Origin of the sequence: Streptomyces niveus, from assembly GCF_001723055.1 — a bacterium.
Classification (GTDB): domain Bacteria; phylum Actinomycetota; class Actinomycetes; order Streptomycetales; family Streptomycetaceae; genus Streptomyces; species Streptomyces niveus.
The window spans coordinates 30,334-53,202 of sequence record NZ_MDCR01000042.1 but is presented as its reverse complement, the minus strand read 5'-3'; the positions used below and the strand labels follow the sequence as shown (position 1 = coordinate 53,202).

Here is a 22,869-nt window from a genome sequence, read left to right as displayed (position 1 = left end):
CCATAAGCGCCGCGTAAGCTTCGTCACACCCGTACGCCGAACACGGATGCCCCAGCCGCTCATGCGCTGGGGCATCCGTGCGTACAGGGGCAGTTGGTGGCGCTCCGCGCACCGATACCTCAAAGCAGACCTTTGAGTTCCCCAAAGTCCCGGTGTTAATGTATCGAGCATGAAGACAGCAGTGCGCCATCACGCCGTGAGCCTCCCGCTCGTGGCGCGCCTGCATGTCGATCTCTGCCGCTGCATGTCCGCGGTCTGTTGCCGCTCGCACTGATCCGACTCGGCACCATGCGGCGGCGCCACTTCTGAAGCACGGGCGCCGCACCCCCCAGTTCCACCCCCTTCCTCTCGTCCCCTTATCCCCGTACGCCCAACTGGAGTGTGTCCGTGTCCGCGAATTCCGAGCCCGCCACCACCGGCAAGGCCGCCCAGGCCGACAAGCCGGCCGGTTCAGGCCCAGGTTTCTCCCTGCCCAAGGTCCCGTTCTGGGCCCAGATAGTCGCCGGTCTCGTCCTCGGCGTGCTGCTCGGCTGGCTCGCCCGCAGCCAGGACATCAGCTGGCTGTACACCACCCTCGACAAGATCGGCAGCATCTTCGTCCAGCTGCTGAAGCTGGCCGTCGCCCCGCTGGTCTTCTTCGCGATCCTGGTGTCGATCACCAATCTCCGTAAGGTCAACAACGCCGCCAGGCTGGCCTCGCGCACGCTGCTCTGGTTCCTGATCACCTCGCTCATCGCCGTCGTCATCGGCATCGTGATCGGCCTGATCACCAACCCCGGCTCCGGCACCGGCCTCACCCCCAAGGACGGCTCGAAGCCGGAGGGCTCGGGCTCCTGGATCGACTTCCTGACCGGCATCGTGCCGACGGACGTCATCACCCCGTTCACCGAGCTGAACGTCCTCCAGATCGTCTTCCTGGCCGCCGTCGCCGGCATCGCCGCGCTCAAGCTCGGCGACCGCGCCGCGCCGATCCTCGCGCTCAGCGAGTCCGTGCTCGAACTGCTCCAGAAGGCCCTGTGGTGGGTCATCCGCCTCGCCCCGCTCGGCACCGTCGGCCTCATCGGCTACGCCATCGCGGACTACGGCTGGGACCTGATCGGCGACTACGCGACGTTCACCGCCGACGTGTACATCGGCTGCGCCCTGGTGCTCTTCGGCGTCTACCCGCTGCTGCTGGCGACGGTCGCCAAGGTCAGCCCGATCCAGTTCTTCAAGGGCGCCTGGCCCGCGATCCAGCTGGCCTTCGTCTCCCGCTCCTCGGTCGGCACGATGCCCGTCACCGTGCGGGTCACCGAGCGTCTCGGCGTGCCGAAGGAGTACACCAGCTTCGCCGTCCCGTTCGGCGCCACCACCAAGATGGACGGCTGCGCCGCGATCTACCCGGCGCTGGCGGCGATCTTCATCGCGGAGATCTTCAACGTCCAGCTCGGCATCCAGGACTACCTGCTGATCGCCTTCGTCTCGGTGGTCGGCTCGGCGGCCACGGCCGGCCTCACCGGCGCGACGGTCATGCTGACCCTGACCCTCTCCACGCTGGGCCTGCCGCTTGAGGGCGTCGGCCTGCTGATCGCGATCGACCCGATCCTGGACATGATCCGCACGGCGACGAACGTCGCGGGCCAGGCCCTGGTCCCGGTCATCGTGGCGGCGCGGGAGAAGATCCTGGACCACGACAAGTACAACTCGGCCTCGGCGTCCCCGATCGACGACCCGGAGCCGGAGCCCAGCGACCGCAAGACGGCTGTTCCGGTCGCCGCGTAGACGCCACGCTCGGACGCCGCCCGCCTCCCGTTCTGTCGGGGGTGCGGGCGGCGTCGTTTGTCCACCGGACTGTTCCACCATCATGGATGTTGTCGTGACGCTGTGAGCGCTGGTCGCCTGGCAGGTCGGCGGATCTGAGGGAGTTGGTGGGGGCATGCCGTCTGGTACTGAGCGGAGCGCGGGAGAAGGCTTCACGTCGGCGGTCGCTACGAGGGTGGTGGCTGCGGCGTGCCGACAGGCGGGGCTCGACGGTAAGGGGGCCCGGCTGACGCCTTGGGGAGAATGCTCTGTTCCGTCTGGAGGCGCACCCGGTGGTGGTGCGGATCGCTCGGTCGACCGAGTATCTGGAGTCCGCCCGAGGTGAGGTCGCTGTATCCCGCTGGCTGGCGCGTGAGGGCTTCCCTGCGACGCGGGCGCTGGATGACGTGGAGCAACCCGTGATCGTCGATGGTCACCCGGTGACGTTCTGGCACTTGATCGAGGAGAGCGACCGTAAGCCGACGTACGGTGAGTTGGGAGCGGTCCTCCGTGACCTCCATTCGCTCACCCTGCCCGCGTCGTTGAGTCTCCCTCCGTACCCGGTGCTGGACCGGACGGATCGGCGTATCGGCGCGGCGACCGGGATACCGGAGGACGACCGTGCCGGCGTACGGCGTGAGGTCCTGGGCGAGCTGGACCGCGTCCACGGACATGAAGACATCCCCCTGGGCAGAACGCGCCACCGACGTCAGAGCACAGCGGCGCGATGAGCCACCCAGCGTAGCCAACGCCCACGCCCCTCGGTCCGTGAACACCGCGAACCCCAACAGCCTTCGGCGCTGCCCGGCCTCGGCGTGTCCGGTCTGACCGTAGGCTTGCGTGAGTTCGGGGGTACGTGGGGTGGGAGGTCGGGCCAGGTGGGTTCCGCAGGTGTGGGGAAGAGCAAGCGGATGCCGCGTGAGGTGCGTGAGCGGCAGATGATGGATGCCGCCGTGGCTACCTTCGGGCAGCGGGGGTACCGCGCGGCTTCGATGGACGAGATCGCCGAACTGGCCGGTGTGTCCAAGCCGTTGGTGTATCTGTATCTGAACTCCAAGGAGGATCTGTTCACCGCGTGCATCCGCCGCGAGGCCGGCGCGCTCCTGGCGGCCGTACGCGCGGGTGTCGTCGAGCCGGACCTCGCGCCGGACGAGCAACTGTGGGCCGGGCTCACGGCGTTCTTCGCGCACACGGCGGACAACCCCGACGCCTGGTCGGTGCTGCACCGGCAGGCGCGGACGCACGGGGAGTCGTTCGCCGCCGAAGTGGGCGCGATGCGGGGGGAGTTGGTCGCCCTGGTGACCGGTCTGCTGGGGGACGCGGGCCGCGCGTCGCCCGCCTCGCCGGATCTGGACGACCGGGATGTCGTCGGGGTCGCGCAGGCGCTCGTCGGCGCTGCCGAGGCGCTGGCCGGGTGGGCGAACGAGACGCCCGGCGTCTCCGCCAAGGAGGCCGCCTCCACGCTGATGAACTTCGCCTGGACGGGACTGGGGAGGCTGCTGGAGGGCGAACGCTGGTCACGGTGACGCCCGTTGGGCCGGTCCGGCGCTCGGTTCTCCGCTACCACCGCTCCCAGTGCAGGACCTGCTCCCGGGGAATCCGGCGGGCCGGCTTGAACTCGGTGCCGAGGGTGAACGCCAACGGGATGAAGGCGGCGAGCATCACCTCGTCGTAGGGCACTTGGAGCGCGTCGGCGAGCTCCCTCTCCAGCGGGCCCTGTGCCGAAGTCCACACCGTGCCCAGCCCGCGGGCGCGCGCGGCGAGCATGAAGCTCCACACCGCCGGGAGGATGGACCCCCAGGTCATGGACTGGTCGAGCACGGAAGCGCCTTCCGTGCGGCCCTCGATGGCGGGGACGACGAAGGCGGGCACGCGGTGGATGTTGTCGTGCAGGTGGCGCAGACCGTCCGAGATCCGTTCCATGGAGCCGGGGTGGGCGAACATGCGCGGCAGATCCCGCTCGGTCGGAGGCTGTCCGCCTCCGGTCGCCAGGGCGCGCCGGAAGATGTCCCCGACGAGACGGCGCCGGTCGGGGTCGGTGACAACGATGAAATGCCAGCGTTGCCGGTTGCGCCCCGTCGGTGCCTGCGTCGCCAGATCGACGCACTCTTCGATCAGTGACCGTGGGACCGGGCGGTCCAGGTCGAGGCGCTTGCGCACCGCGCGGGTGGTGGACAGCAGTTGGTCGGGGGTCAGGTCCAGGGTCACGGGAGCCTCCTCGCAGTCGGGTGAGGGTGTCGAGGGCAGCGCTCAGCAGCAGCGCCAATGATTGGTGGGCAGATGATTGGCGAGCATACGATTGCAATAGATGGTGGTCAAACAATCTGGAGCCAGATGATTGCGGTAAGGTGGCGTCAGCCAAGAGGGAGACCCCATGCCGTCCACGAACACGGACCGCGCGAGCGACGACTACTTCCCCCGGCTCGCCGCGGAGCGCCTCGACATCGCCCTGTGCCGGGCCTCAACTGCCGTTGCCCGGGCCGCGGATGCCCGTGTCGGCGCGCTCGGGCTCGGCGTCGGCCAGCATCTGGTGCTGAAGATGGTCGCCGAGGTCGGCCCCTGCTCGCAGCGCGTACTGAGCGACGAACTGCGTATCGACCGCACCGTGATGGTCGGCGTCTGTGACGGCCTCGAACAGGCGGGCCACGTACGGCGCGAACGAGACCCCGCCGACCGCCGCGCGTACGCCGTCACCATCACCGAGTCCGGGCGGCGGCTCCTCGCCCGCGCCGAAGACGCCGTACCCGACTTCCTCGACGGGACCTTCCAGGCCCTCAGCGCCACCGAGCGCCGACAGCTCTCCGGCATCCTCGGCAAACTGCTGTGGCCCCGCCCATGACCGGTTCCGCGCGGGCCTCAAGTCAGTGATGACGCTCCGCACCCGTGCGGTGTCGCTGTCTTGATTTCGCGACCGGGTCCCGATTTACTCGCCGGATCGGAGCCCCACGCTCCGCGCAGAGATGAGGGAACAGCGCGTGTCCACAGACGTTCCCGCCGAGGCCGGTGTGTCCTTGCCGCCGCTCTCCCACGTCGAGCCCGAGAAGCTCTGGGTGGACGGAGTCGTACGACAGGTCTCCGTACCGGCCCTCGTGCCGCCCGCCCCGGACGGCTCCCTCGCCGACATCCCCTTCGACAACGCGCAGGACGCCCCTGACGAGGCCGTCCTCAGCCGTAAAGACCCCGACGGCCGGTGGCGCGACGTCACCGCCGCCGCCTTCGCCGACGAGGTACGAGCCGTCGCCAAGGGGCTGATCGCGGAGGGGCTGCGGCCCGGCGACCGGCTCGCCATCATGGCCCGTACGACGTACGAGTGGACGCTGCTGGACTTCGCGGCCTGGGCCGCCGGCCTGGTCACCGTCCCCGTGTATCCGACCTCCTCGGCCTTCCAGACCCGCTGGATCCTCCAGGACTCGGGCGCCGTCGCGTGCGCGGTCGAGAGCGCGGAACAGGCCAGGCTGGTCAGCCACGAGCGCAGGCAACTGCCGGACCTCGCCCACCTCTGGACCTTCGACACCGGCGCCGTCGACGCGCTGCGCGCGGCCGGCGCCGAGGTCCCCGACGAGGAACTCGACGCGCGCCGCGCCGCGCTCTCGCCCGCCTCCCTCGCGACCCTCGTCTACACCTCGGGCACCACGGGAAGCCCCAAGGGCTGCGTCCTCACGCACGCCAACTTCTTCGCGGAGGTGGACAACTGCATCGAGCTGCTCCACCCCGTCTTCAAGTCGGTGAGCAGGGAGCCCGCCTCCACGCTGCTCTTCCTGCCGCTCTCCCACATCTTCGGACGCATGGTCGCCGTCGGCTGTCTGCGCGCCCGGGTGCGGCTCGGGCACGCCCCCTCGCTGCGTACCGACGACCTGATAGCCGATCTCGCGGGCTTCCGGCCGACGTTCCTGCTCGCCGTTCCGTACGTCCTGGAGAAGGTCTTCAACACCGGCCGCGCCACCGCCGAGAAGATGGGCCGCGCCGCGTCCTTCGACCGGGCCGCGAGGATCGCCCGGCGGTACGGGCAGGCCGTCGAGGCCGCCGCGGCCGGTACGGGCCCCGGCCCCGCGCTGCCCCTCAGAGCCGCCCGCGCGCTCTACGACCCGCTGGTCTACCGGCGGATACGGGCCGCGCTCGGCGGCAGGGTGGTGCAGGCCATCTGCGGCGGCTCCCCGCTCGGGGGCTCCCTCGCCGCCTTCTACGCGGGCGCGGGGATCACGATCTTCGAGGGGTACGGCCTGACGGAGACCACGGCCGCCGCCACGGTGACGCCTCCGCTCAAACCCCGTCTCGGCACGGTCGGCTGGCCGCTGCCCGGCACGTCCGTACGGATCGCCGACGACGGCGAGGTGCTGCTGCGCGGCGGGCAGGTCTTCGTCGGTTACTGGGACTTGGCGCGCGGCGAGCCCGTACCGGCCCTGGACGAGGGCTGGTTCGCGACCGGGGACCTGGGCGCGCTGGACGACGACGGCTATCTCACCATCACCGGCCGCAAGAAGGACATCCTCATCACCTCGGCCGGCAAGAACGTCGCCCCGGCCCCGCTGGAGGACTGGCTGCGCGCCCACCCGCTGATCGGCCAGTGCCTGGTACTCGGCGACAACCGCCCGTACGTCACGGCTCTGCTCACCCTGGAGCCGGACGGCCTCGCGCACTGGTGCCAGATGCGGAAGAAGGAGCACCTGACGCGCGAGGAGCTGGTCACGGACGAGGACCTGCTCGCCGCGCTGCAACGGGCGGTCGACGAGGCCAACCGGCTGGTGTCCAGGGCCGAGTCGATCCGCCGCTTCCGGGTGCTGCCCGGCTCCTTCACCGAGGCGAGCGGGCAGCTGACACCGTCGCTGAAGGTCCGGCGGGCGGCCGTCGTCGAGGACTTCGCGGCAGAGATCGAGGAGCTGTACCGCTAGCGGGCCGATCGAGGGGCTGTACCGCTAGCGGGCCCGGTTCAGGGCTTGCGCCTCGGGGCCAGCAACTGCTCCCGCAGCGCCGTCAGTTGATGGGACGACTCGACCGCGCGTGTCTCGTCCAGGGCCGTGAGCGCCAGCAGCAGGACGTCCGCCACCACCAGCCCCGTCAGGGACTCCGCCGTGATGCCGGTCGGGGTGTGCGGCGCCGTGAGGACCGACTCCACGCGGCTCGCGAACGTCTCGCCCAGCTCGTCGGTCACCAGCACCACCTTGGCGCCGACCGCCCTGGCCCGCTCCACCAGCACCGTCAGCTCCGGCAGTTCGCGGCCCGGCTGGAAGATCACGACCGCGTCCCCCTGGCCCACCGCCAGCAGCGCGTCCGCCAGGGCGAAGCCGGTCTCACCGACGAAGCGGGCCCGGCGGCCGATCCGGCCCAGGGCCAACGCCAGGTGCCTGGCGGCCAGTTCGGAGGCGGCCACCCCGTAGCAGAAGACCTCGCGCGCCGGGGCGAGCGCGGCCACCGCGCGGTGCAACGCGGCCGGTTCCGTGAGGCGGCTGCCGTGGTCGACGCGGTCCCGGGCCTCGGCGAAGACGTCGCGCCAGATGGTATCGAGGTCCTGGCCGACATGGTCGATGCGCTGCTTGAGCCGTACCTCGGGGGCGACCGTCGCCGTGAAGTCGGCGGCCAGCTCGCGCTTGAGGGCGGGCAGTCCCGCGTACCCGAGGCGCTGGAGGGCCCGGACGACGGTCGCGTTGCTCGTGCCGCTCGCCGCGCCCAGCTCCTGGGCGCCGGCGAAGAGCAGCTGCTCGACCGGGGCGCTCGCCAGATACTGGGCGACCGCCCGCTCGGACGCGGACAGCTCCTCCCACTGATCGCGCACGGCGGCCCGCAGCCGGGTCACGCCCGCACCCGGCGGCCCCGATTCCGGGCCCGCCGGCTGTCCGGACTCTGGAATCTTCATTACACCCATTGACTTCCCTGTCTCCGGCATTACTCTCCTGGACAACGCATTCCAAGAGGAACGATCCCTGAAATCAACGTTACAGGATCACGGGAATCACGTTCCGTCGCGAGGAGAACAATGGCACCCCGCTCCCTTCCGGTCATCGAGATCTCCGGCTCACCGCGCGAGCGCGGCCGGCAGTACGGCGAGGCCGTACGCCCCCAACTGCACGCCGCGCTCGGCTACTACGGGGAAGCCTTCGGGCAGTCCGCCGGTCTCACCTGGGACCGGGTCACCGCACGCGCCGAGCGCTGGCTCGCCCCCGTCGACGCCTACGCGCCCGGCCTGGTCGAGGAGATGCGCGGCATCGCCGACGGCGCGGGCGTGAGCCTGCTCGACGTCCTCGCGCTCAACGCCCGCGGCGAGGTCATCTACGACAAGTCGTTCGCCTCGATGAGCGAGAACGGCGCCCCCGCCGACGCCGACGACGAGGAGCCCGCCGACGGCTGCACGTCCTTCGCCGCGTACGGCGCCGCCAGCGGTGACGGACACGTCTACGCCGGCCAGAACTGGGACTGGCGCGCGGGCGTCGCCGACACCGTCGTCATGCTGCGGATCGTCCAGCCGCCCAAACCCACCCTGATCATGCAGGTCGAGGCAGGCCAGGTCGGCCGCCAGGGCGCCAACTCGGCCGGGATCGCGCTCAACGCGAACGGCCTCGGCGGCAGGTTCGACGACACGGTGGGACTGCTCCAGACCGTCGTACGCCGCTCGGTGCTCGACCAGCCCACCATCACCGACGCCCTCGACGTCCTGTGCCGCACCCGCGCCCACATCGCCAGCAACGCGCTGCTCACCTGCCGCGAGGGCTTCGCCATCGACCTGGAGACGACACCCGCCGGGCACGGCTGGCTCTACCCCACGGACGGCCTGCTCGTGCACGGCAACCACTACCAGGCCGGTGTCCCCGCCGCCCTCGCCGCCAACTACCGCCCCATGTCGTCCGACTCCCTCGTCCGCGTCCCGCGCGCCGAGGAAGGGCTGCGCCGGCTGCGCGGTTCCGGCGGGCCCGAGGAGTCCCGCCGGCTGATCAAGGAGGCGATGTCCGACCATCTCGGGCTCCCCGAATCGCTGTGCACGCACCCCGATCCGAGGCGGCCGACGATCAAGCACTGGACCACCCTCGTCTCGTCCTGCGTCGACCTGACCAGCGGTGACTACCACGTCACCGCAGGTACGCCCTGCGACAGGGAGTACCAGCACATGCCCTGGAACGTGTACGACGGCCCCTATGGCGACCGCCCGTACGACCCCGGGAACGACCACCACCCCGAACGCGAGACCACCGAGGACCCCGCGATGGCCACCACAGGAGCCCAGCGATGAGAAGCACCCGCACCACCGCCACGGCCGCCCTGGCCGTCGCCGCCCTGCTGACCGCCGCCGGCTGCAGCGGCGCCGACCAGACGTCCACCGGCGGCGGGAGCGCCGACGCCGCCTCCCTCAAGCTCCTCGCGACCACCCCCGCCGCCAAGGGCGGCCTCACCACGGCCAACTGGCTGCTGGAGGACGAGCCCGACTCCCTCGACCTCGACACCCAGGGCACCAGCGCGGGCCGCGTCGTCCTCACCAACGTCTGCGAACGGCTCTACCAGCTCCAGCCGGACATGTCCGTGAAACCGCTGCTCGCCGAGAAGGCCACCACCCCCGACGACCGGACGCTCGTCCTCACCGTCCGCGACGGCGTCACCTTCCACGACGGCACGGACCTCACCGCCGACGACGTGCTGTACAGCCTGAAGCGGCACGCCGACCCGGACATGGAGCAGAGCGACGAGTTCACCAACGTCGCCGCCATGAAGAAGACCGGCGACCGCGAGATCACCGTCACCTTCAAGCAGCCCGACGCCCTCTTCACCAAGGCGCTCGCCGGTGACGCCGGCCTCGTCTGGAACCAGGAACAGGTCGAGAAGTCCGGTGAGGACTTCGGTACGCCGGGCCAGCCCGACGCCTGCTCGGGGCCGTACGAGCTCAGCCGTTGGAGCTCCGGCGACTCGATCGTCATCCACAGCTACGACGACTACTGGGGCAAGAAGGCCCTCACCGACAAGGTCGTCTTCCGCTGGGCCTCCGACAGCGCGCTCGTCAACGCCGTGACCACCGGGGCCGCCGACGGCGCCTACACCGAGTCGCCCAACACCGCGTCCGCCCTGCGCGGCAAGAAGGGCGTCGACCAGCACTACGGCCCCTCCACCGCCTCGCTCGTGCTCATCCCGACCGAACGCGGCGGCCTGAAGAACGCCGCCGTCCGCCAGGCGCTCTCCCTCGCGATCGACCGCGTCGGCATCGCCAAGTCCGGTTACGGCGGCCTGGTCGAGCCCTGGGCGACGCCCGTCGGCGCCGGGGCCTGGGGGTATGAGAAGCCCGTCTTCGAGGCCGCGCAGAAGGAGATCACCAACGCCCCCGACAGCCCGTCCGCCGACGATCTGACCCGCGCGAAGAAGCTCGTGGACGAGTCGGGCGTCGACAAGGCCGCGCCGATCGTCATCGGCACCGACGCCAGCCAGGGCCGTACGGTCGTCGCCAACGCGACCCGCTCCGCGCTCCAGCGCATCGGCCTCAAGGGCCGGATCAAGACCGTACCGACGGCCCAGTTCGAGCAGTTCTACAGCGACCCGCAGATCCGCTCCGAGATCGACGTCCTCGTCGGCGACTGGTACATCTCCAAGTCCGACCCGATCGGCTTCTACGACAACGGACTCTCCGACTCCTCCAACAACTGGGTCGGCTTCAAGGACGCCGCGTACGACGCGCAGGTGAAGAAGGCCCTCGGCACGCTCGACGACGCCGAACGCGCCGGGCTCGCCGTGGAGGTGCAGCGGAAGTTCACCGACCAGGCCGTCTGGATCTCCGTCGCCCAGGTGCCGTCCGTGCTGGTCCTGAACGACAGGCTGACCGGGCCGCCCGCCTCCATGGCGTACCTCTACTACCCGTGGGCCGCCCAGCTCGGCACCAAGAGCGCCGAGAGCGCGTCCGGCACCGGGAAGGGCTGACCGACATGCTCGCCCGAATATCCAGGCGCCTCGCGGGCCTCCTCGCCACCCTCTTCGCCGCGTCGTTCGTCATCTTCGCCGCCGTGTACGCGGCCCCCGGCGACCCGGCCGTCTTCCTGGCCGGCGGCCGGGACAAGCTGACCCCGGAGAAGCTCGAACTGGTCCGTCAGCAGTACCACTTGGACGAGCCGCTGGCCGAGCAGTACGGCCGCTGGCTCTGGGACGGCGTCCATCTCGACCTCGGCCGGTCCTTCAAGTACAGCGACCAGGTGGCCGACCTGCTGGCCGCCCGCCTGCCCACCACCCTCGCGCTGGTGGCGTACGCGACCGTCCTCTTCGTCGTCATCGGCGTCGGCGCCGGTGTGCTCGCCGCCGTCCGGCGCGGCAGCTGGGTCGACTCGACGGTCGTCGGCGGTACGACGCTGGCCGCGTCCGTCCCGTCGTTCGTCTCCGCCATCGCGCTCGTCGCGCTCTTCGGTGTCCAGCTCGGCTGGTTCCCCGTCACCGGGGGCGGCGAGGGCGTCGGCGGGACGCTGCACCATCTGACGCTGCCCGCCGTCTCCCTGGCACTCGGCGCGCTCGCGCTGATCAGCCGGGTCACCCGCCAGGCGATGGTCGACGCGGGCGCCGCGGACCACGTGGAGGTGGCGCGCGCGTCGGGCCTGCCCGAACGCGAGATCGTCCGCAGACACGTGCTGCGCAACGCGCTCGGCCCCATCGTCACCATGTGCGGCCTCGTCATGGCGGGCATGCTCGCCGGCACCGTCGTCGTGGAGACGGCCTTCGGCATCAGCGGCATCGGCTCACTGCTCGTCGGCGCCATCAACACCCACGACTTCCCGGTCGCCCAGGCCGTCCTGCTGCTGATGGTCACCGGCTACATCGTGGTCACCACCCTCGTCGACCTCCTCCATCCGCTGCTGGACCCCCGAGTGAAGGAGCGTGCGGCATGACGGCGCCGACCCTCGCCCCCGTCGGCGGACCGCGCTCCCGCCAGCCGCTCGGCGTGCGCGTCGCGGGCGGGTTCCTCGTCCTCGTCGTCCTGGCCGCCGTCCTGGCGCCGTTCGTCGCGCCGTACGCCCCCGACGCCATCGACCTCTCCGCGTCACTGGTCGGCACCTCCGGCGACCATCTGCTCGGCACCGACTCCTCGGGCCAGGACCTGCTCTCGCGGGTGCTGTACGGGGCGCGTACGAGCCTGATCGCGCCGGTCCTGCTGCTGGGCCTCGCGGCGCTGCTCGGCGTCACCCTCGGCACACTCGCCGCCTGGCGCGGCGGCTGGGTGGACACCCTCGTCTCGCGGATCACGGACGTCATGTACGCGTTCCCCGGGCTGCTGTTCACCGTCCTGATCATCGCCGTCTTCGGCGCCGGGATGACCACGTCCGTACTGGCGCTGGGCCTCGCCTACACGCCCACCGTCGCCAAGTACACCCGGTCCGTGGCGCTCGCGGAGTGCCGCAAGCCGTACATCGACGCCTACCGGGTCCAGGGCATGGGCGGCGCGCGGATCTGCGCGCTGCACCTCGTGCCCAATCTGGGGCGCTCCGTCGTCGGCTATCTCGTCGTCCTCTTCGGCGAGGCCCTGATGTCGCTGGCGACCCTGTCCTACCTCGGCTTCGGTGCCCAGCCGCCCAGCTCCGACTGGGGGTTGATGGTCCAGGAGGGCCAGGCCGCCGTCGTACAGGGCGCGTTGCTCCCGGCGCTCGTGCCGGGCGTGGCCATCGCCCTCGTCGTGGTGTCCTTCAACGTCGTCGGGGTGCGGGCCGCCGACCGACTCGGCAGCGGGAGGTAACCGCATGCTCCTCGACATCGAGCACCTGACCGTCCGGCTCCCGGGCACCGCCCGGCCCGTGCTCACCGACGTCACCCTGCGGGTGGCGAGCGGCGAAGTCGTGGGCCTGGTCGGCGAATCGGGCTCCGGCAAGTCCACCACCGCCAACGCCGCCCTGCGTCTGCTGCCGGGCGACGCCACGGCCACCGGCCGGATCACCGTCGACGGGACGGACGTCCTGTCCCTCACCGGCGATGCCCTGCGCGCCCACCGCTCGCGTACGGTCGCGATGGTCCACCAGGACCCGCGCTCCGCCCTCAACCCGGTGCGGCGCGTCGGGGACTTCCTCACCGAGCGGCTGCGCGGGGCGGGGCTCGACCAGCGGGCGGCGCGAGCCCGCGCGGTCGAACTCCTCGCCGCCGTCGGCCTGTCCGACCCGGAACGGCGCGTACGGCAGCGCCCGCACGAACTGTCCGGCGGCATGCTCCAGCGCGTCGTCATCGCGGGCGCGCTCGCCGCCGAACCGCGCCTGCTGCTCGCCGACGAGGCGACCAGCGCCCTGGACGTGACGACGCAGGCGGAGATCCTGGCGCTGCTGAGGTCCCTGCGGACCTCCGGCGGTGACCGGACGCCGGGGATGCTGTTCATCACCCACGACCTCCAACTGGCCGCCGCCTACTGCGATCGCGTGTACGTCATGTACGCGGGCCGGGTCGTCGAGGAAGGGTCCGCCGACGACCTGTTCGCCCGGCCCAGGCACCCGTACACGCGGGGGCTGCTCGACTGCTCCCCGACGCTGGACACGGAGACGCGCGAGATCCGCCCCATCCCCGGCCGGCCACCCTCGCTCGCCGACGCCTTCACCGGCTGCGAGTTCGCGGCGCGCTGCCCGTGGGCGGAGGCCGCGTGCGAGACGTGGCGGCCGGAGCCGGTCGCGCTGGACGGCGGCGGTACGGCGGCCTGCCGCAGGCTGCCGGTCACAGGCGCGGCCACGGCGACGGCCACGGATACGGACACGGTCACGGTCACGGAAGGGAGCGTCCGATGACGGATGCCGGACAGGAGCACGCCCTCGCCGTCGACGGACTCCACAAGGAGTACCCGATGCCCGGCGGCGGCCGGCTCACCGCGGCCGACGCGGTGTCCTTCACCGTCCCCGCGGGCGGCTCGCTCGGCATCGTGGGGGAGTCCGGGTCGGGCAAGACGACCGTGGCGCGGATGCTGGTGGGTCTCGTACGGCCCGACGCCGGCGCCGTACGGGTCGCGGGCCGCCTCCGGGAGACCCGCACCCCACGCGGCGCGTCGGCCCGGCTGGCCAGGGCCAGGGAGATCCAGATGGTCTTCCAGGACCCGTACGTCTCACTCGATCCCCGGCTGACGTCCCGTCAGTGCCTCACCACCGCACTGCGGTTGCACGGGCGCGACGACTCACTGGCCGACGGGCTGCTCGACCGGGTGGGGCTCGGCGCCCGCGAGTCCGGGGCGCGTCCGCACGGGATGTCCGGCGGTCAGCGGCAGCGGCTCGCCATCGCGCGGGCGCTGGCCGTCGACCCGAAGGTGCTGGTGCTGGACGAGGCGGTGGCCGCGCTGGACGTGTCCATCCAGGCGCAGATCCTGCGACTGCTCGGTGAGATCCGCCGGGACACGGGCGTCGCGCTGGTCTTCGTGAGCCACGACCTGGCCGTGGTGCGGCACATCACCGACGAGGTGCTGGTCATGCGGCGCGGCATCGTGGTCGAACAGGGCCCGACGGACGGGGTGTTGGCGGCACCGGACCACCCGTACACCCGGCGGCTGCTGGCGTCGGTGCCCCGGCCGGGCTGGGACCCGGCGGCGGTCGTGGGGGCGTAGGGGTCACAAGGCAGGAGCCCTGCTCCCCGCACTGGACATGCGGGGAGAGGGCTCCTTGGGTACTGCTATTTTCGTGCGCGATCTACCGACCCGGGCAACTAGGCCGGGGTTACGTTCTCCGCCTGCGGGCCCTTCGGGCCCTGGGTGACGTCGAAGTTCACGACCTGGTTCTCCTCGAGGGAGCGGAACCCGGACGCGTTGATCGCGGAGTAATGGACGAAGACATCCGGGCCGCCGCCGTCCTGGGCGATGAAGCCGAAGCCCTTTTCAGCGTTGAACCACTTGACGGTTCCGGTAGCCATAAGCCCTCCTTGGGCCAAAGGGTTGCCCTGCTCCAGAACCTGCAAACAAGTCTGAAAACTACAAAAGCCTGCGGGTCACATGCTCCGCAGGCTCTGTACTGCAAGGGAAACCAAACTGCAACTTGCGGCGAGCCTAGCACGCGTCTTACGGGCAGCGGTAGGGGGAAAGATCACCCAAAGATCACCTCACCCCCACGTTTGAAGAGGCCCCCGGCGAGGTGACGCGGCGCGGGTCCTGACGTGCGAAGGAGACCCGCCCGGAGCCCGCCCCGGGCCCGCCGGGAGCCCCGCACGCCGCCCCGTCCGACACCCCCTGACGGCCCGGCCGGCCTCACGGGTCTAGCCTCGCCCTGTGGACAGCTCCCTTGAAAGCACAGCACGCCCCGAGGCGGACGGAAGCGCTCCGCTCCGCGTACGCCCGCGCGTCGGTCACATCCAGTTCCTGAACTGCCTCCCCCTTTACTGGGGCCTCGGCAGAACCGGAGCGCTCTTCGATCTTGAGCTGACGAAGGACACCCCGGAGAAGCTCAGCGAGCGCCTCGTGCGCGGTGATCTCGATATCGGTCCCGTGACCGTGGTCGAATTCCTCCGCAATGCCGAGGACCTCGTCGCATTCCCCGATCTCGCGGTCGGCTGCGACGGCCCCGTCATGTCCTGCCTGATCGTTTCGCAGGTGCCGCTCGACGAACTCGACGGGGCGCGGGTGGCGCTCGGCTCGACCTCGCGGACCGCCGTACGGCTCGCGCAGCTGCTGCTCGCCGAGCAGTTCAAGGTCACGCCCGAGTACTACACGTGTCCGCCCGACCTCGGTCTGATGATGCAGGAGGCGGACGCCGCCGTCCTGATCGGCGACGCGGCCCTGCGCGCCTCGCTGCACGACGCGCCGCGCCTCGGGCTCCAGGTCCATGACCTCGGGCAGATGTGGAAGGACTGGACGGGGCTGCCGTTCGTCTTCGCGGTGTGGGCGGCGCGCAAGGACTATCTGGCGCGTGAGCCGGAGACCGTACGCCTGGTGCACCAGGCGTTCCTCGCCTCCCGTGACGTGTCGCTGGAGGAGGTCACCAAGGTCTCCGAGCAGGCGGCGCGCTGGGAGAGCTTCGACGCGGAGCTGCTGGAGCGCTACTTCACGACGCTCGACTTCCGCTTCGGGCCCGACCAGCTCGCGGGCGTACGGGAGTTCGCCCGCCGGACCGGACCCACGACCGGTTATCCCGCCGACCCCCACGTCGAGTTGCTCCCCTCCTGAGAAGGTAGGAGCGGCACACGGGGGACGGGAACGGGGAGGGGACGGGTATGCAGCCGCTCGACGCGGACGGGCCTCGCACCATCGGCGCGTACCGGCTGCTGGGCAAGCTCGGCGCCGGCGGCATGGGCCGGGTCTATCTCGCCAGGTCCGGGGGCGGCCGGACGGTCGCCGTGAAGGTCGTCCATCCGCATCTCGCGCTGGACGAGGAGTTCCGGGCCCGCTTCCGCCGCGAGGTGGCGGCGGCCCGCCGGGTCGGCGGCGCCTGGACGGCGCCGGTGCTCGACGCCGACCCGGAGGCGGCCACGCCATGGGTCGCCACCGGCTATGTGGCCGGCCCCTCGCTGACGCAGGCCGTCGCCGCGCACGGCCCCCTGCCCGAGCGGACCGTACGGGCGCTGGGCGCCGGGCTCGCCGAGGCGCTGGGCGCGGTCCACGAGCTGGGCCTCGTCCACCGCGACGTCAAACCCTCGAACGTCCTGCTGGCCCTCGACGGGCCCCGGCTCATCGACTTCGGCATCGCGCGCGCCACCGACGGCACCGCCTCGCTGACCTCCACCGGCGTCTCCGTGGGCTCGCCCGGCTACATGGCGCCCGAGCAGATACTCGGCAAGGGCGTCACGGGCGCGGCCGACGTCTTCTCGCTCGGCGCGGTGCTCGCGTACGCCACCGCCGGGGTGAGCCCCTTCCCCGGCGACTCCTCCGCCGCGCTGCTCTACAAGGTCGTCCACGAGGAGCCCGAACTGGACGCGCTGGACGGCGACTTGAAGGACCTGGTGGCCCACTGCCTGGCCAAGGACCCGGCCGCGCGCCCCGCCCCGGCGGAGGTCGCCGCCCGGCTCACGCCCGCGCCCGGCGGCGCCGCCCCGCTGGTGGAGGCGGGCTGGCTGCCGGAGGCCCTGGTACGCGAGGCCGGCCGGGCCGCCGTACAGCTGCTGGACCTGGAATCGGCGGCGCCCGTACGGAGCGCTCCCGGGCAGCCGGTGCACTGGCCCACGCCGCCGGAGCCGGACACGCCCCCGCCCGCCGTGGGCCCCGCGCTGGGCGAGTTCGGGCCGCCGACGTACCCCGACGCCCAGGCGCACCCGGTGCCCGGAGCCGCCCCGCGGATCCAGGATTCCGACGACCCCCGGATGTCCCTCTCCGTCACCGCGGGCCGGGCCGGACCCCGACGCCGCAGGATCAGCTGCACGGTCGCCCTCGCCGTGGCGGGCGCGCTGGCCGCCGTCACGCTCGGCGGCACGCTGCTCCTCGACCAGTTCTCGAACGGCTCCTCCAACGACTCCGCCCACGACTCGGCCGGCCAGGGCAAACCGACGGGGGCCGGCCCGAGCGCGACGGCCCCCGGCGACACGGCCCCCGGCGACGGGGCCCCCAGCGACGGGGCGACCGGGGCCGTCGCGGACGTGCCCAAGGAGTTCGTCGGCACCTGGAAGGGCCCGACGACCGAGCGCAGCGGACTCCCGCACGGCGACTACGAGGTCGAGATCACCGCGGGCGGCAAGGGCGACAAGGTGCTCCGCTCCACCAGCTTCCTCTCGCTCCTCGGTGTGGAGGCCGAGTGCTACGGCGTGGGCACACTCGTGTCCGCCACCGCGAAGGAGATCCGGATCGAGGAGTCGACCGATCCGGACCGGCAGGGCAGGGCGGGGATGTGCACGACCACCGAGGCCGCCGAGCTGACGTTCACGCTCACCGACAAGGGGGATCTGCGCTTCGTCTCCAAGGAGGAGGCGGCGGGCAACCCGACCGGCACCCTGACGAAGCGGTAGCGGAGGCGCAGCCGGTCGGCCCGTACCCCTGGCGTACGCTGGATCGGTCCGTAGCTCCCCTGATACACCGCCGAAAGGTGACGCCCCGGTGACCGAGAAGGCCGACCAGCAGTCTGTCCTCGACCGCGCTGCCGAGGGTGGCCGGATCACCCCCGAAGAGGCGCTCGACCTCTACCGATCGGCCCCCCTCCACGCGCTCGGCTCCGCCGCCGACCGCGTACGCCGCCGCCGGTACGCCGGTACGGAGCACATCGCGACGTACATCATCGAGCGGAACATCAACTACACGAACGTCTGCGTGACGGCGTGCAAGTTCTGCGCCTTCTACGCGGCCCCCAAGGACACCGACAAGGGCTGGACCCGCGACCTCGACGACATCCTGCGCCGCTGCGCGGAGACCGTCGAACTCGGCGGCACCCAGATCATGTTCCAGGGCGGCCACCACCCCGACTACGGCGTGGAGTACTACGAGAAGCACTTCGGTGCCATCAAGGCCGCGTTCCCGCAGCTGGTCATCCACTCCCTCGGCGCGTCCGAGGTCGAGCACATGGCCCGGATCTCGGACGTCTCCGTGGAGGAGGCGATCCGCCGGATCCACGCGGCGGGCCTCGACTCGTTCGCGGGCGCCGGCGCCGAACTGCTGCCGGCCCGGCCGCGTACGGCCATCGCGCCGCTCAAGGAGTCCGGCGAGCGGTGGCTGGAGATCATGGAGACCGCGCACGGGCTCGGCGTCGAGTCGACGTCCACGATGCTCATGGGCACCGGCGAGACGAACGCGGAGCGGATCGAGCACCTGCGGATGATCCGCGACGTACAGGACCGGACGGGCGGCTTCCGGGCGTTCATCCCGTACACCTACCAGCCGGAGAACAACAAGCTGAAGGGGCAGACGCAGGCCACGCTCTTCGAGTACCTGCGGCTGATCGCCATCGCGCGGCTCTTCCTCGACAACGTCGCGCACATCCAGGGCTCCTGGCTGACCACGGGCAAGGAGGTCGGCCAACTCTCCCTGCACTACGGCGCGGACGACCTCGGCTCGATCATGCTGGAGGAGAACGTGGTATCCTCGGCGGGCGCCAGGCACCGCTCCAACCGGCTGGAGATCATCGACCTGATCCGCAAGTCGGGCCGGGTACCGGCGCAGCGCACGACGACGTACGAGCACATCGTCGTGCACGACGACCCCGCGAACGACCCGGTCGACGAGCGCGTCGTCTCGCACATCTCCTCCACGGCGATCGCGGGCGGCACGGCGCACCCCGAGCTCAAGCTGCTCGACGCCAACTGACCGCGTGGCACTGACGATCCACCGGGCGGACCTGCTGCTGCCCGGCGCCGGGCGCGCGCCCGTGCCGGGCGGCGCCGTCCTGGTCGCGGGCGACTCGATCGAGGCCGTCGGCCCGTACGAGGAACTGGCGGCGGCCCACCCGGCCGCCCGCGTCCGCCGGTGGCCGGGCGTCCTGACCCCCGGGCTGCGCAATCCGTACGGTCCCGAACTGCTGGAGCGGGCCTACCACCCCGACCCGCGCGAGGCCGACGAACTGGGAACCCGCCCGCTCACCGGCGCCGCGCTGGCCGCGCTGGAGATGACCGAGTCCCGCTGGGGCGCGAGCGCGCGGCGCGGGGTACGGGCGATGCTGGCCCACGGCACGGTCGCCGTCGCGGGCCGGCTGCGGCGCGCCACGGTGGCGGACGCCGTCGCCCGCTCGGGCCTGGGAATCGAACCCCGCGCCACCGCCCCACCGGGCCCGCCGACCCTGGACGTGTTCGCGGCCCTGCCGCCCGAGGAGTCGTTCGCGCTGCCACCACTGGACTTCGAGGGCCGCCAGGCGGACTTCGCGGTCTTCGACGTCCCGGCGGCCACCGCCCCGTACACCGCCCTGACGCAGGCGGGCGCGGCGAGCTGTGTGGCCACGATCCTCGACGGCCGCCTGGTCCACCGCCGCGCGTAACGCGCGGGGCGGTCTCTGCGGTCTCTCCGGTCGGTCCCCGGGCCCGTGCCGGAGGCGGGCTGATTCAATGGAGGGGTGACCCGAGCCTCCCTGGAAAAGCAGCCGCACGAAGTCGCCTCGATGTTCGACGACGTGGCGGCCAAGTACGACCTCACCAACGACGTGCTCTCGCTGGGCCAGGCGCGGCTCTGGCGCAAGGAGGTCGCCAGGGCCGTGGGTGCCCGGCCCGCGCAGAAGATCCTCGACCTCGCCGCGGGCACCGCCACCTCCTCCATGCCCTTCGCCGCCACCGGCGCCTACGTCGTGCCGTGCGACTTCTCGCTCGGCATGCTCCGCGAGGGCAAGAAGCGCCACCCCTGGCTGCCGCTGACCGCCGGCGACGCGACGAAACTCCCCTTCCGGGACGACGTCTTCGACCGCGTCACGATCTCCTTCGGTCTGCGCAACGTCCAGGACACCGACAGCGCGCTGCGCGAGCTGTACCGGGTGACCAAGCCCGGCGGGCAGGTCGTGATCTGTGAGTTCTCACAGCCGACCTGGGAGCCCTTCCGGACCGTCTACACGGAGTACCTGATGCGCGCGCTGCCGCCCGTGGCGCGCGGTGTGTCCTCCAACCCCGACGCGTACGTGTACCTCGCCGAGTCCATCCGCGCCTGGCCCGACCAGCCCGGTCTCGCCGCCCTCCTCCAGAAGGCCGGCTGGTCGAAGGTCGCGTGGCGCAATCTCACCGGCGGGGTCGTGGCGCTGCACCGTGGCGTCAAGGCTGAAGTCTGAGCCCGAAGCGGTACGCCTTCCGCTTGCCCACCGGCGTCATGAACGTCTCCTCCAGGTCCATGCCGAGGCGCCGGGCGACCGCCACCGAGCGGTCGTTGCGGGCGTCGACCATCGCCACGACGGTGGAGACGCCCGCCGCCCGTACCCGCTCCAGCGTCGCGTGCGCGGCGGCCGTGACGTACCCCTTGCCCCAGTACGCGCGGCCGAGCCGCCAGCCGATCTCGATCTCGCCGACCGGGCCGAACGACGTGTGCGGCCACGGCTGCGCGCCGGTGAAGCCGATCACCTCGCCCTCGGCGTCGAGCATCGTCCAGAGGCAGAAGCCGCGTTCGGCGGCGTGCGCGCGCTGACGGGCGGTGAACTCCTCGTACTCGGCGAGCGGCGCGGGCCCGCCGTGGAACTCCATGACGTCCGGGTCGTCGAAGATCCGGTGCCACGCGCGCGCGTCGTCCTCGGTGGGTACGCGGAGCCGTACGACGGGGACCGGTCGGGTGATGTCGTTCACGTGGGTGGCCCTTCAACTCGTCGATCAATACGCACCCATAGACTGCACCTGTCCAGTGCCGAACATGTCCACAGCCGTCGGTACGCCATGAACGGGACCCGCCAGCCGGGTGCCACGAGTCTTCGGGAGATCCCGCTGTGACCGAGCCCCTCTCCGAACACACCGCAGATGTGATCGTCGTCGGGGCGGGCCCGGCCGGCTCCACCACGGCGTACCACCTGGCCAAGTCGGGCCTGGACGTCCTGTTGCTGGAGAAGACCGCGTTCCCGCGCGAGAAGGTGTGCGGCGACGGTCTGACCCCGCGCGCCACCAAGCAGCTGGTGGGGATGGGCATCGACATCTCCGAGGAGGCCGGCTGGCTCCGTAACAAGGGCCTGCGGATCATCGGCGGCGGTGTACGGCTCCAGCTCGACTGGCCCGACCTGGCCAGCTACCCGGACTACGGACTCGTCCGCAAGCGCGACGACTTCGACGAGCAACTCGCCCGCCAGGCACAGAAGGCCGGGGCGCGGCTGCACGAGCGCTGCAACGTCGGCGCGCCGATCATCGACCCGCGCACCGGCCGCATCACCGGCGTCAACGCCAAGATGGGCGAGGAGAAGACGCCCGTCACCTTCCACGCGCCGCTCGTCGTCGCCGCCGACGGCAACTCCACGCGGCTGTCGCTCGCGATGGGTCTGCACCGGCGCGAGGACCGGCCGATGGGCGTCGCCGTCCGTACGTACTTCACCTCGCCCCGCCACGACGACGACTACCTGGAGTCCTGGCTGGAGCTGTGGGACCGGCGCGGTCCGCAGGACCGGCTGCTGCCCGGCTACGGCTGGATCTTCGGCATGGGTGACGGCACCTCCAACGTCGGCCTGGGCATCCTCAATTCGTCGTCCGCCTTCAAGGAGCTGGACTGGCGCGAGGTGCTGAAGGCGTGGTGCGCCTCGATGCCGGAGGACTGGGGCTACACCCCCGACAACATGACGATGCCGATCCGCGGCGCCGCGCTGCCCATGGCGTTCAACCGGCAGCCGCACTACACCAAGGGCCTGCTGCTGGTCGGTGACGCGGGCGGGCTGGTCAACCCGTTCAACGGCGAGGGCATCGCGTACGCCATGGAGTCCGGCCAGATCGCGGCGGACGTCATCGTGCAGGCGCAGTCCCGGCAGACGCCGGGACAGCGCGAGATGGCTCTCCAGCGCTATCCGCAGGTCCTCAAGGACACCTACGGCGGCTACTACACGCTGGGCCGCGCCTTCGTGAAGCTGATCGGCAACCCGAAGGTCATGAAGATCGCGACGCAGCGGGGGCTGACGCATCCGCTGCTGATGAAGTTCACGCTGAAGATGCTGGCGAACCTGACGGACCCGACGGGCGGCGACGCGATGGACCGGGTCATCAACGGTCTGAGCAAGGTCGCGCCCAAGTCGTAGAAGAGTGAGCGGCGGTGGGCCGGGTCATCCCTCGGCCCACTTCCGCAGGGCGGCGGCGTCCGCGAACCTGCCGACGTTCGTGTCGAGCGGGGTGTCCGTGTACTGGTGGAACTTCCACGCGGCCTTGATCCGGGGCTTGCCCGCCGTCACGTAGTCCGCGATCCACAGGGCGTCGCCCGCCTCGCTGGTGGTGTCGCGGTTGAGCCAGAAGTCCCTGTTGCAGTAGAGCCCGACGCGGTGGTCCGCGCCCCGCAGCCGCTTGAGCTCCGCCAGGAAGGCGTCCTTGGAGGCGCAACTGACGTCCGCGTCCTCCCAGTCGACGAACAGCGGGTCGCCGGACCGCGAGGCGGCCTTGTCCGCGAAGTACTCCGCCTGCGCCTTCATGCTGCCGGGCCGCAGGAAGTGGTAGAAGCCGACGACGAGTCCGGCCTCCCGCGCGTGCGAGGCCTGGTCGTTCATACGGGGGTTGATGTACGAGGTGCCCTCGGTGGCTTTGACGATGGCGAAGTGCAGGCCCTGCGTGGAGAACGAGGAGCTCTGGTACGACGAAACGTCGACGCCGTTGACGGTCATGGGTGGTGCCTCCTGCGTGGTGCGTGTGGGGGGAGAG

The 22,869-nt window shown here is 71.3% G+C and carries 22 protein-coding genes; 17 read left to right on the top strand and 5 right to left on the bottom strand.

From position 1 onward, the window contains the following. Positions 1–387: 387 nt before the first annotated feature. From BHU15_RS06845 to BHU15_RS06835, 3 genes are all read left to right on the top strand, one after another. Positions 388–1,761 (top strand): dicarboxylate/amino acid:cation symporter, encoded by a 1,374-nt coding sequence (locus BHU15_RS06845; protein WP_069626347.1) that lies wholly within the window; start codon positions 388–390, stop codon positions 1,759–1,761. Between the two features lie 311 nt (positions 1,762–2,072). Beyond that, positions 2,073–2,510, top strand: a complete 438-nt coding sequence (locus BHU15_RS06840; RefSeq protein WP_069626346.1) for a phosphotransferase — start codon at positions 2,073–2,075, stop codon at positions 2,508–2,510. Between the two features lie 180 nt (positions 2,511–2,690). Then, positions 2,691–3,305, top strand: a complete 615-nt coding sequence (locus BHU15_RS06835) for a TetR/AcrR family transcriptional regulator (RefSeq protein WP_069626345.1) — start codon at positions 2,691–2,693, stop codon at positions 3,303–3,305. A gap of 34 nt (positions 3,306–3,339) precedes the next feature. Here the strand turns inward: BHU15_RS06835 and BHU15_RS06830 are convergent, their stop codons facing one another. Beyond that, complete coding sequence (locus BHU15_RS06830) at positions 3,340–3,987, bottom strand: nitroreductase family protein (protein WP_069626344.1); 648 nt, start codon at positions 3,985–3,987, stop codon at positions 3,340–3,342. A 166-nt stretch (positions 3,988–4,153) separates the two neighbouring features. Here BHU15_RS06830 and BHU15_RS06825 point away from each other — a divergent pair, with 166 nt between their 5' ends. After that, positions 4,154–4,618 (top strand): MarR family winged helix-turn-helix transcriptional regulator, encoded by a 465-nt coding sequence (locus BHU15_RS06825; protein WP_069626343.1) that lies wholly within the window; start codon positions 4,154–4,156, stop codon positions 4,616–4,618. A 121-nt stretch (positions 4,619–4,739) separates the two neighbouring features. After that, positions 4,740–6,668 carry an AMP-dependent synthetase/ligase gene (locus tag BHU15_RS06820; protein WP_079127958.1) on the top strand — a complete coding sequence of 643 codons (1,929 nt, stop codon included), beginning with the start codon at positions 4,740–4,742 and terminating at the stop codon, positions 6,666–6,668. Between the two features lie 38 nt (positions 6,669–6,706). Here BHU15_RS06820 and BHU15_RS06815 read toward each other — a convergent pair whose 3' ends face one another. Further along, on the bottom strand, positions 6,707–7,630 hold the full coding sequence (locus BHU15_RS06815) for a MurR/RpiR family transcriptional regulator (protein ID WP_069626342.1): 924 nt from the start codon (positions 7,628–7,630) through the stop codon (positions 6,707–6,709). A gap of 120 nt (positions 7,631–7,750) precedes the next feature. On the opposite strand from BHU15_RS06815, the gene BHU15_RS06810 reads away from it, so the two are divergent. Genes BHU15_RS06810 through BHU15_RS06785 form a run of 6 tightly spaced genes read left to right on the top strand, consistent with a single transcriptional unit; the run spans position 7,751 to position 14,290 of the window. Continuing rightward, positions 7,751–8,998, top strand: coding sequence for a C45 family autoproteolytic acyltransferase/hydrolase (locus BHU15_RS06810; RefSeq protein WP_079127957.1), 1,248 nt, complete (start codon positions 7,751–7,753; stop codon positions 8,996–8,998). Beyond that, entirely contained in the window at positions 8,995–10,665 is a 1,671-nt protein-coding gene (locus BHU15_RS06805) for an ABC transporter substrate-binding protein (protein ID WP_069626341.1), read from the top strand. Before BHU15_RS06810 ends, BHU15_RS06805 begins: the two co-directional genes overlap by 4 nt. Before the next feature lie 5 nt (positions 10,666–10,670). Then, positions 10,671–11,618 (top strand): ABC transporter permease, encoded by a 948-nt coding sequence (locus tag BHU15_RS06800; RefSeq protein ID WP_069626340.1) that lies wholly within the window; start codon positions 10,671–10,673, stop codon positions 11,616–11,618. Then, positions 11,615–12,460 (top strand): ABC transporter permease, encoded by an 846-nt coding sequence (locus BHU15_RS06795; RefSeq protein WP_069626339.1) that lies wholly within the window; start codon positions 11,615–11,617, stop codon positions 12,458–12,460. The genes BHU15_RS06800 and BHU15_RS06795 overlap by 4 nt, the downstream gene beginning before the upstream one ends. Positions 12,461–12,464: 4 nt before the next feature. Next, positions 12,465–13,487, top strand: a complete 1,023-nt coding sequence (locus tag BHU15_RS06790) for an ABC transporter ATP-binding protein (protein ID WP_069626338.1) — start codon at positions 12,465–12,467, stop codon at positions 13,485–13,487. Next, positions 13,484–14,290, top strand: a complete 807-nt coding sequence (locus tag BHU15_RS06785; protein WP_069626337.1) for an ABC transporter ATP-binding protein — start codon at positions 13,484–13,486, stop codon at positions 14,288–14,290. The genes BHU15_RS06790 and BHU15_RS06785 overlap by 4 nt, the downstream gene beginning before the upstream one ends. A 98-nt stretch (positions 14,291–14,388) precedes the next feature. Here the strand turns inward: BHU15_RS06785 and BHU15_RS06780 are convergent, their stop codons facing one another. Continuing rightward, the gene (locus BHU15_RS06780) at positions 14,389–14,592 is read right to left on the bottom strand and encodes a cold-shock protein (RefSeq protein WP_003967102.1); all 204 of its coding nucleotides are present in this window, start codon (positions 14,590–14,592) and stop codon (positions 14,389–14,391) included. A 352-nt stretch (positions 14,593–14,944) separates the two neighbouring features. On the opposite strand from BHU15_RS06780, the gene BHU15_RS06775 reads away from it, so the two are divergent. The 5 genes from BHU15_RS06775 to BHU15_RS06755 all read left to right on the top strand — a co-directional run bounded on the left by BHU15_RS06775 (position 14,945) and on the right by BHU15_RS06755 (position 20,333). Further along, positions 14,945–15,838, top strand: coding sequence for a menaquinone biosynthetic enzyme MqnA/MqnD family protein (locus tag BHU15_RS06775; RefSeq protein ID WP_069626336.1), 894 nt, complete (start codon positions 14,945–14,947; stop codon positions 15,836–15,838). Between the two features lie 47 nt (positions 15,839–15,885). Then, positions 15,886–17,607 carry a serine/threonine-protein kinase gene (locus BHU15_RS06770; protein ID WP_069626335.1) on the top strand — a complete coding sequence of 574 codons (1,722 nt, stop codon included), beginning with the start codon at positions 15,886–15,888 and terminating at the stop codon, positions 17,605–17,607. An 88-nt stretch (positions 17,608–17,695) separates the two neighbouring features. Further along, positions 17,696–18,895 (top strand): cyclic dehypoxanthinyl futalosine synthase, encoded by a 1,200-nt coding sequence (gene mqnC / locus BHU15_RS06765; protein ID WP_023539444.1) that lies wholly within the window; start codon positions 17,696–17,698, stop codon positions 18,893–18,895. A gap of 10 nt (positions 18,896–18,905) precedes the next feature. Then, on the top strand, positions 18,906–19,559 hold the full coding sequence (locus BHU15_RS06760) for an imidazolonepropionase-like domain-containing protein (protein ID WP_069626376.1): 654 nt from the start codon (positions 18,906–18,908) through the stop codon (positions 19,557–19,559). Between the two features lie 75 nt (positions 19,560–19,634). Continuing rightward, positions 19,635–20,333, top strand: coding sequence for a demethylmenaquinone methyltransferase (locus BHU15_RS06755; protein WP_079127956.1), 699 nt, complete (start codon positions 19,635–19,637; stop codon positions 20,331–20,333). On the opposite strand, the gene BHU15_RS06750 is transcribed toward BHU15_RS06755, so the two are convergent. Next, on the bottom strand, positions 20,317–20,829 hold the full coding sequence (locus tag BHU15_RS06750; RefSeq protein WP_069626375.1) for a GNAT family N-acetyltransferase: 513 nt from the start codon (positions 20,827–20,829) through the stop codon (positions 20,317–20,319). The genes BHU15_RS06755 and BHU15_RS06750 overlap by 17 nt on opposite strands. A gap of 146 nt (positions 20,830–20,975) precedes the next feature. Here BHU15_RS06750 and BHU15_RS06745 point away from each other — a divergent pair, with 146 nt between their 5' ends. Next, the gene (locus BHU15_RS06745; RefSeq protein WP_069626333.1) at positions 20,976–22,259 is read left to right on the top strand and encodes a geranylgeranyl reductase family protein; all 1,284 of its coding nucleotides are present in this window, start codon (positions 20,976–20,978) and stop codon (positions 22,257–22,259) included. A gap of 24 nt (positions 22,260–22,283) precedes the next feature. Here the strand turns inward: BHU15_RS06745 and BHU15_RS06740 are convergent, their stop codons facing one another. Then, entirely contained in the window at positions 22,284–22,832 is a 549-nt protein-coding gene (locus BHU15_RS06740) for a GH25 family lysozyme (RefSeq protein WP_069626332.1), read from the bottom strand. Positions 22,833–22,869 lie beyond the last annotated feature (37 nt).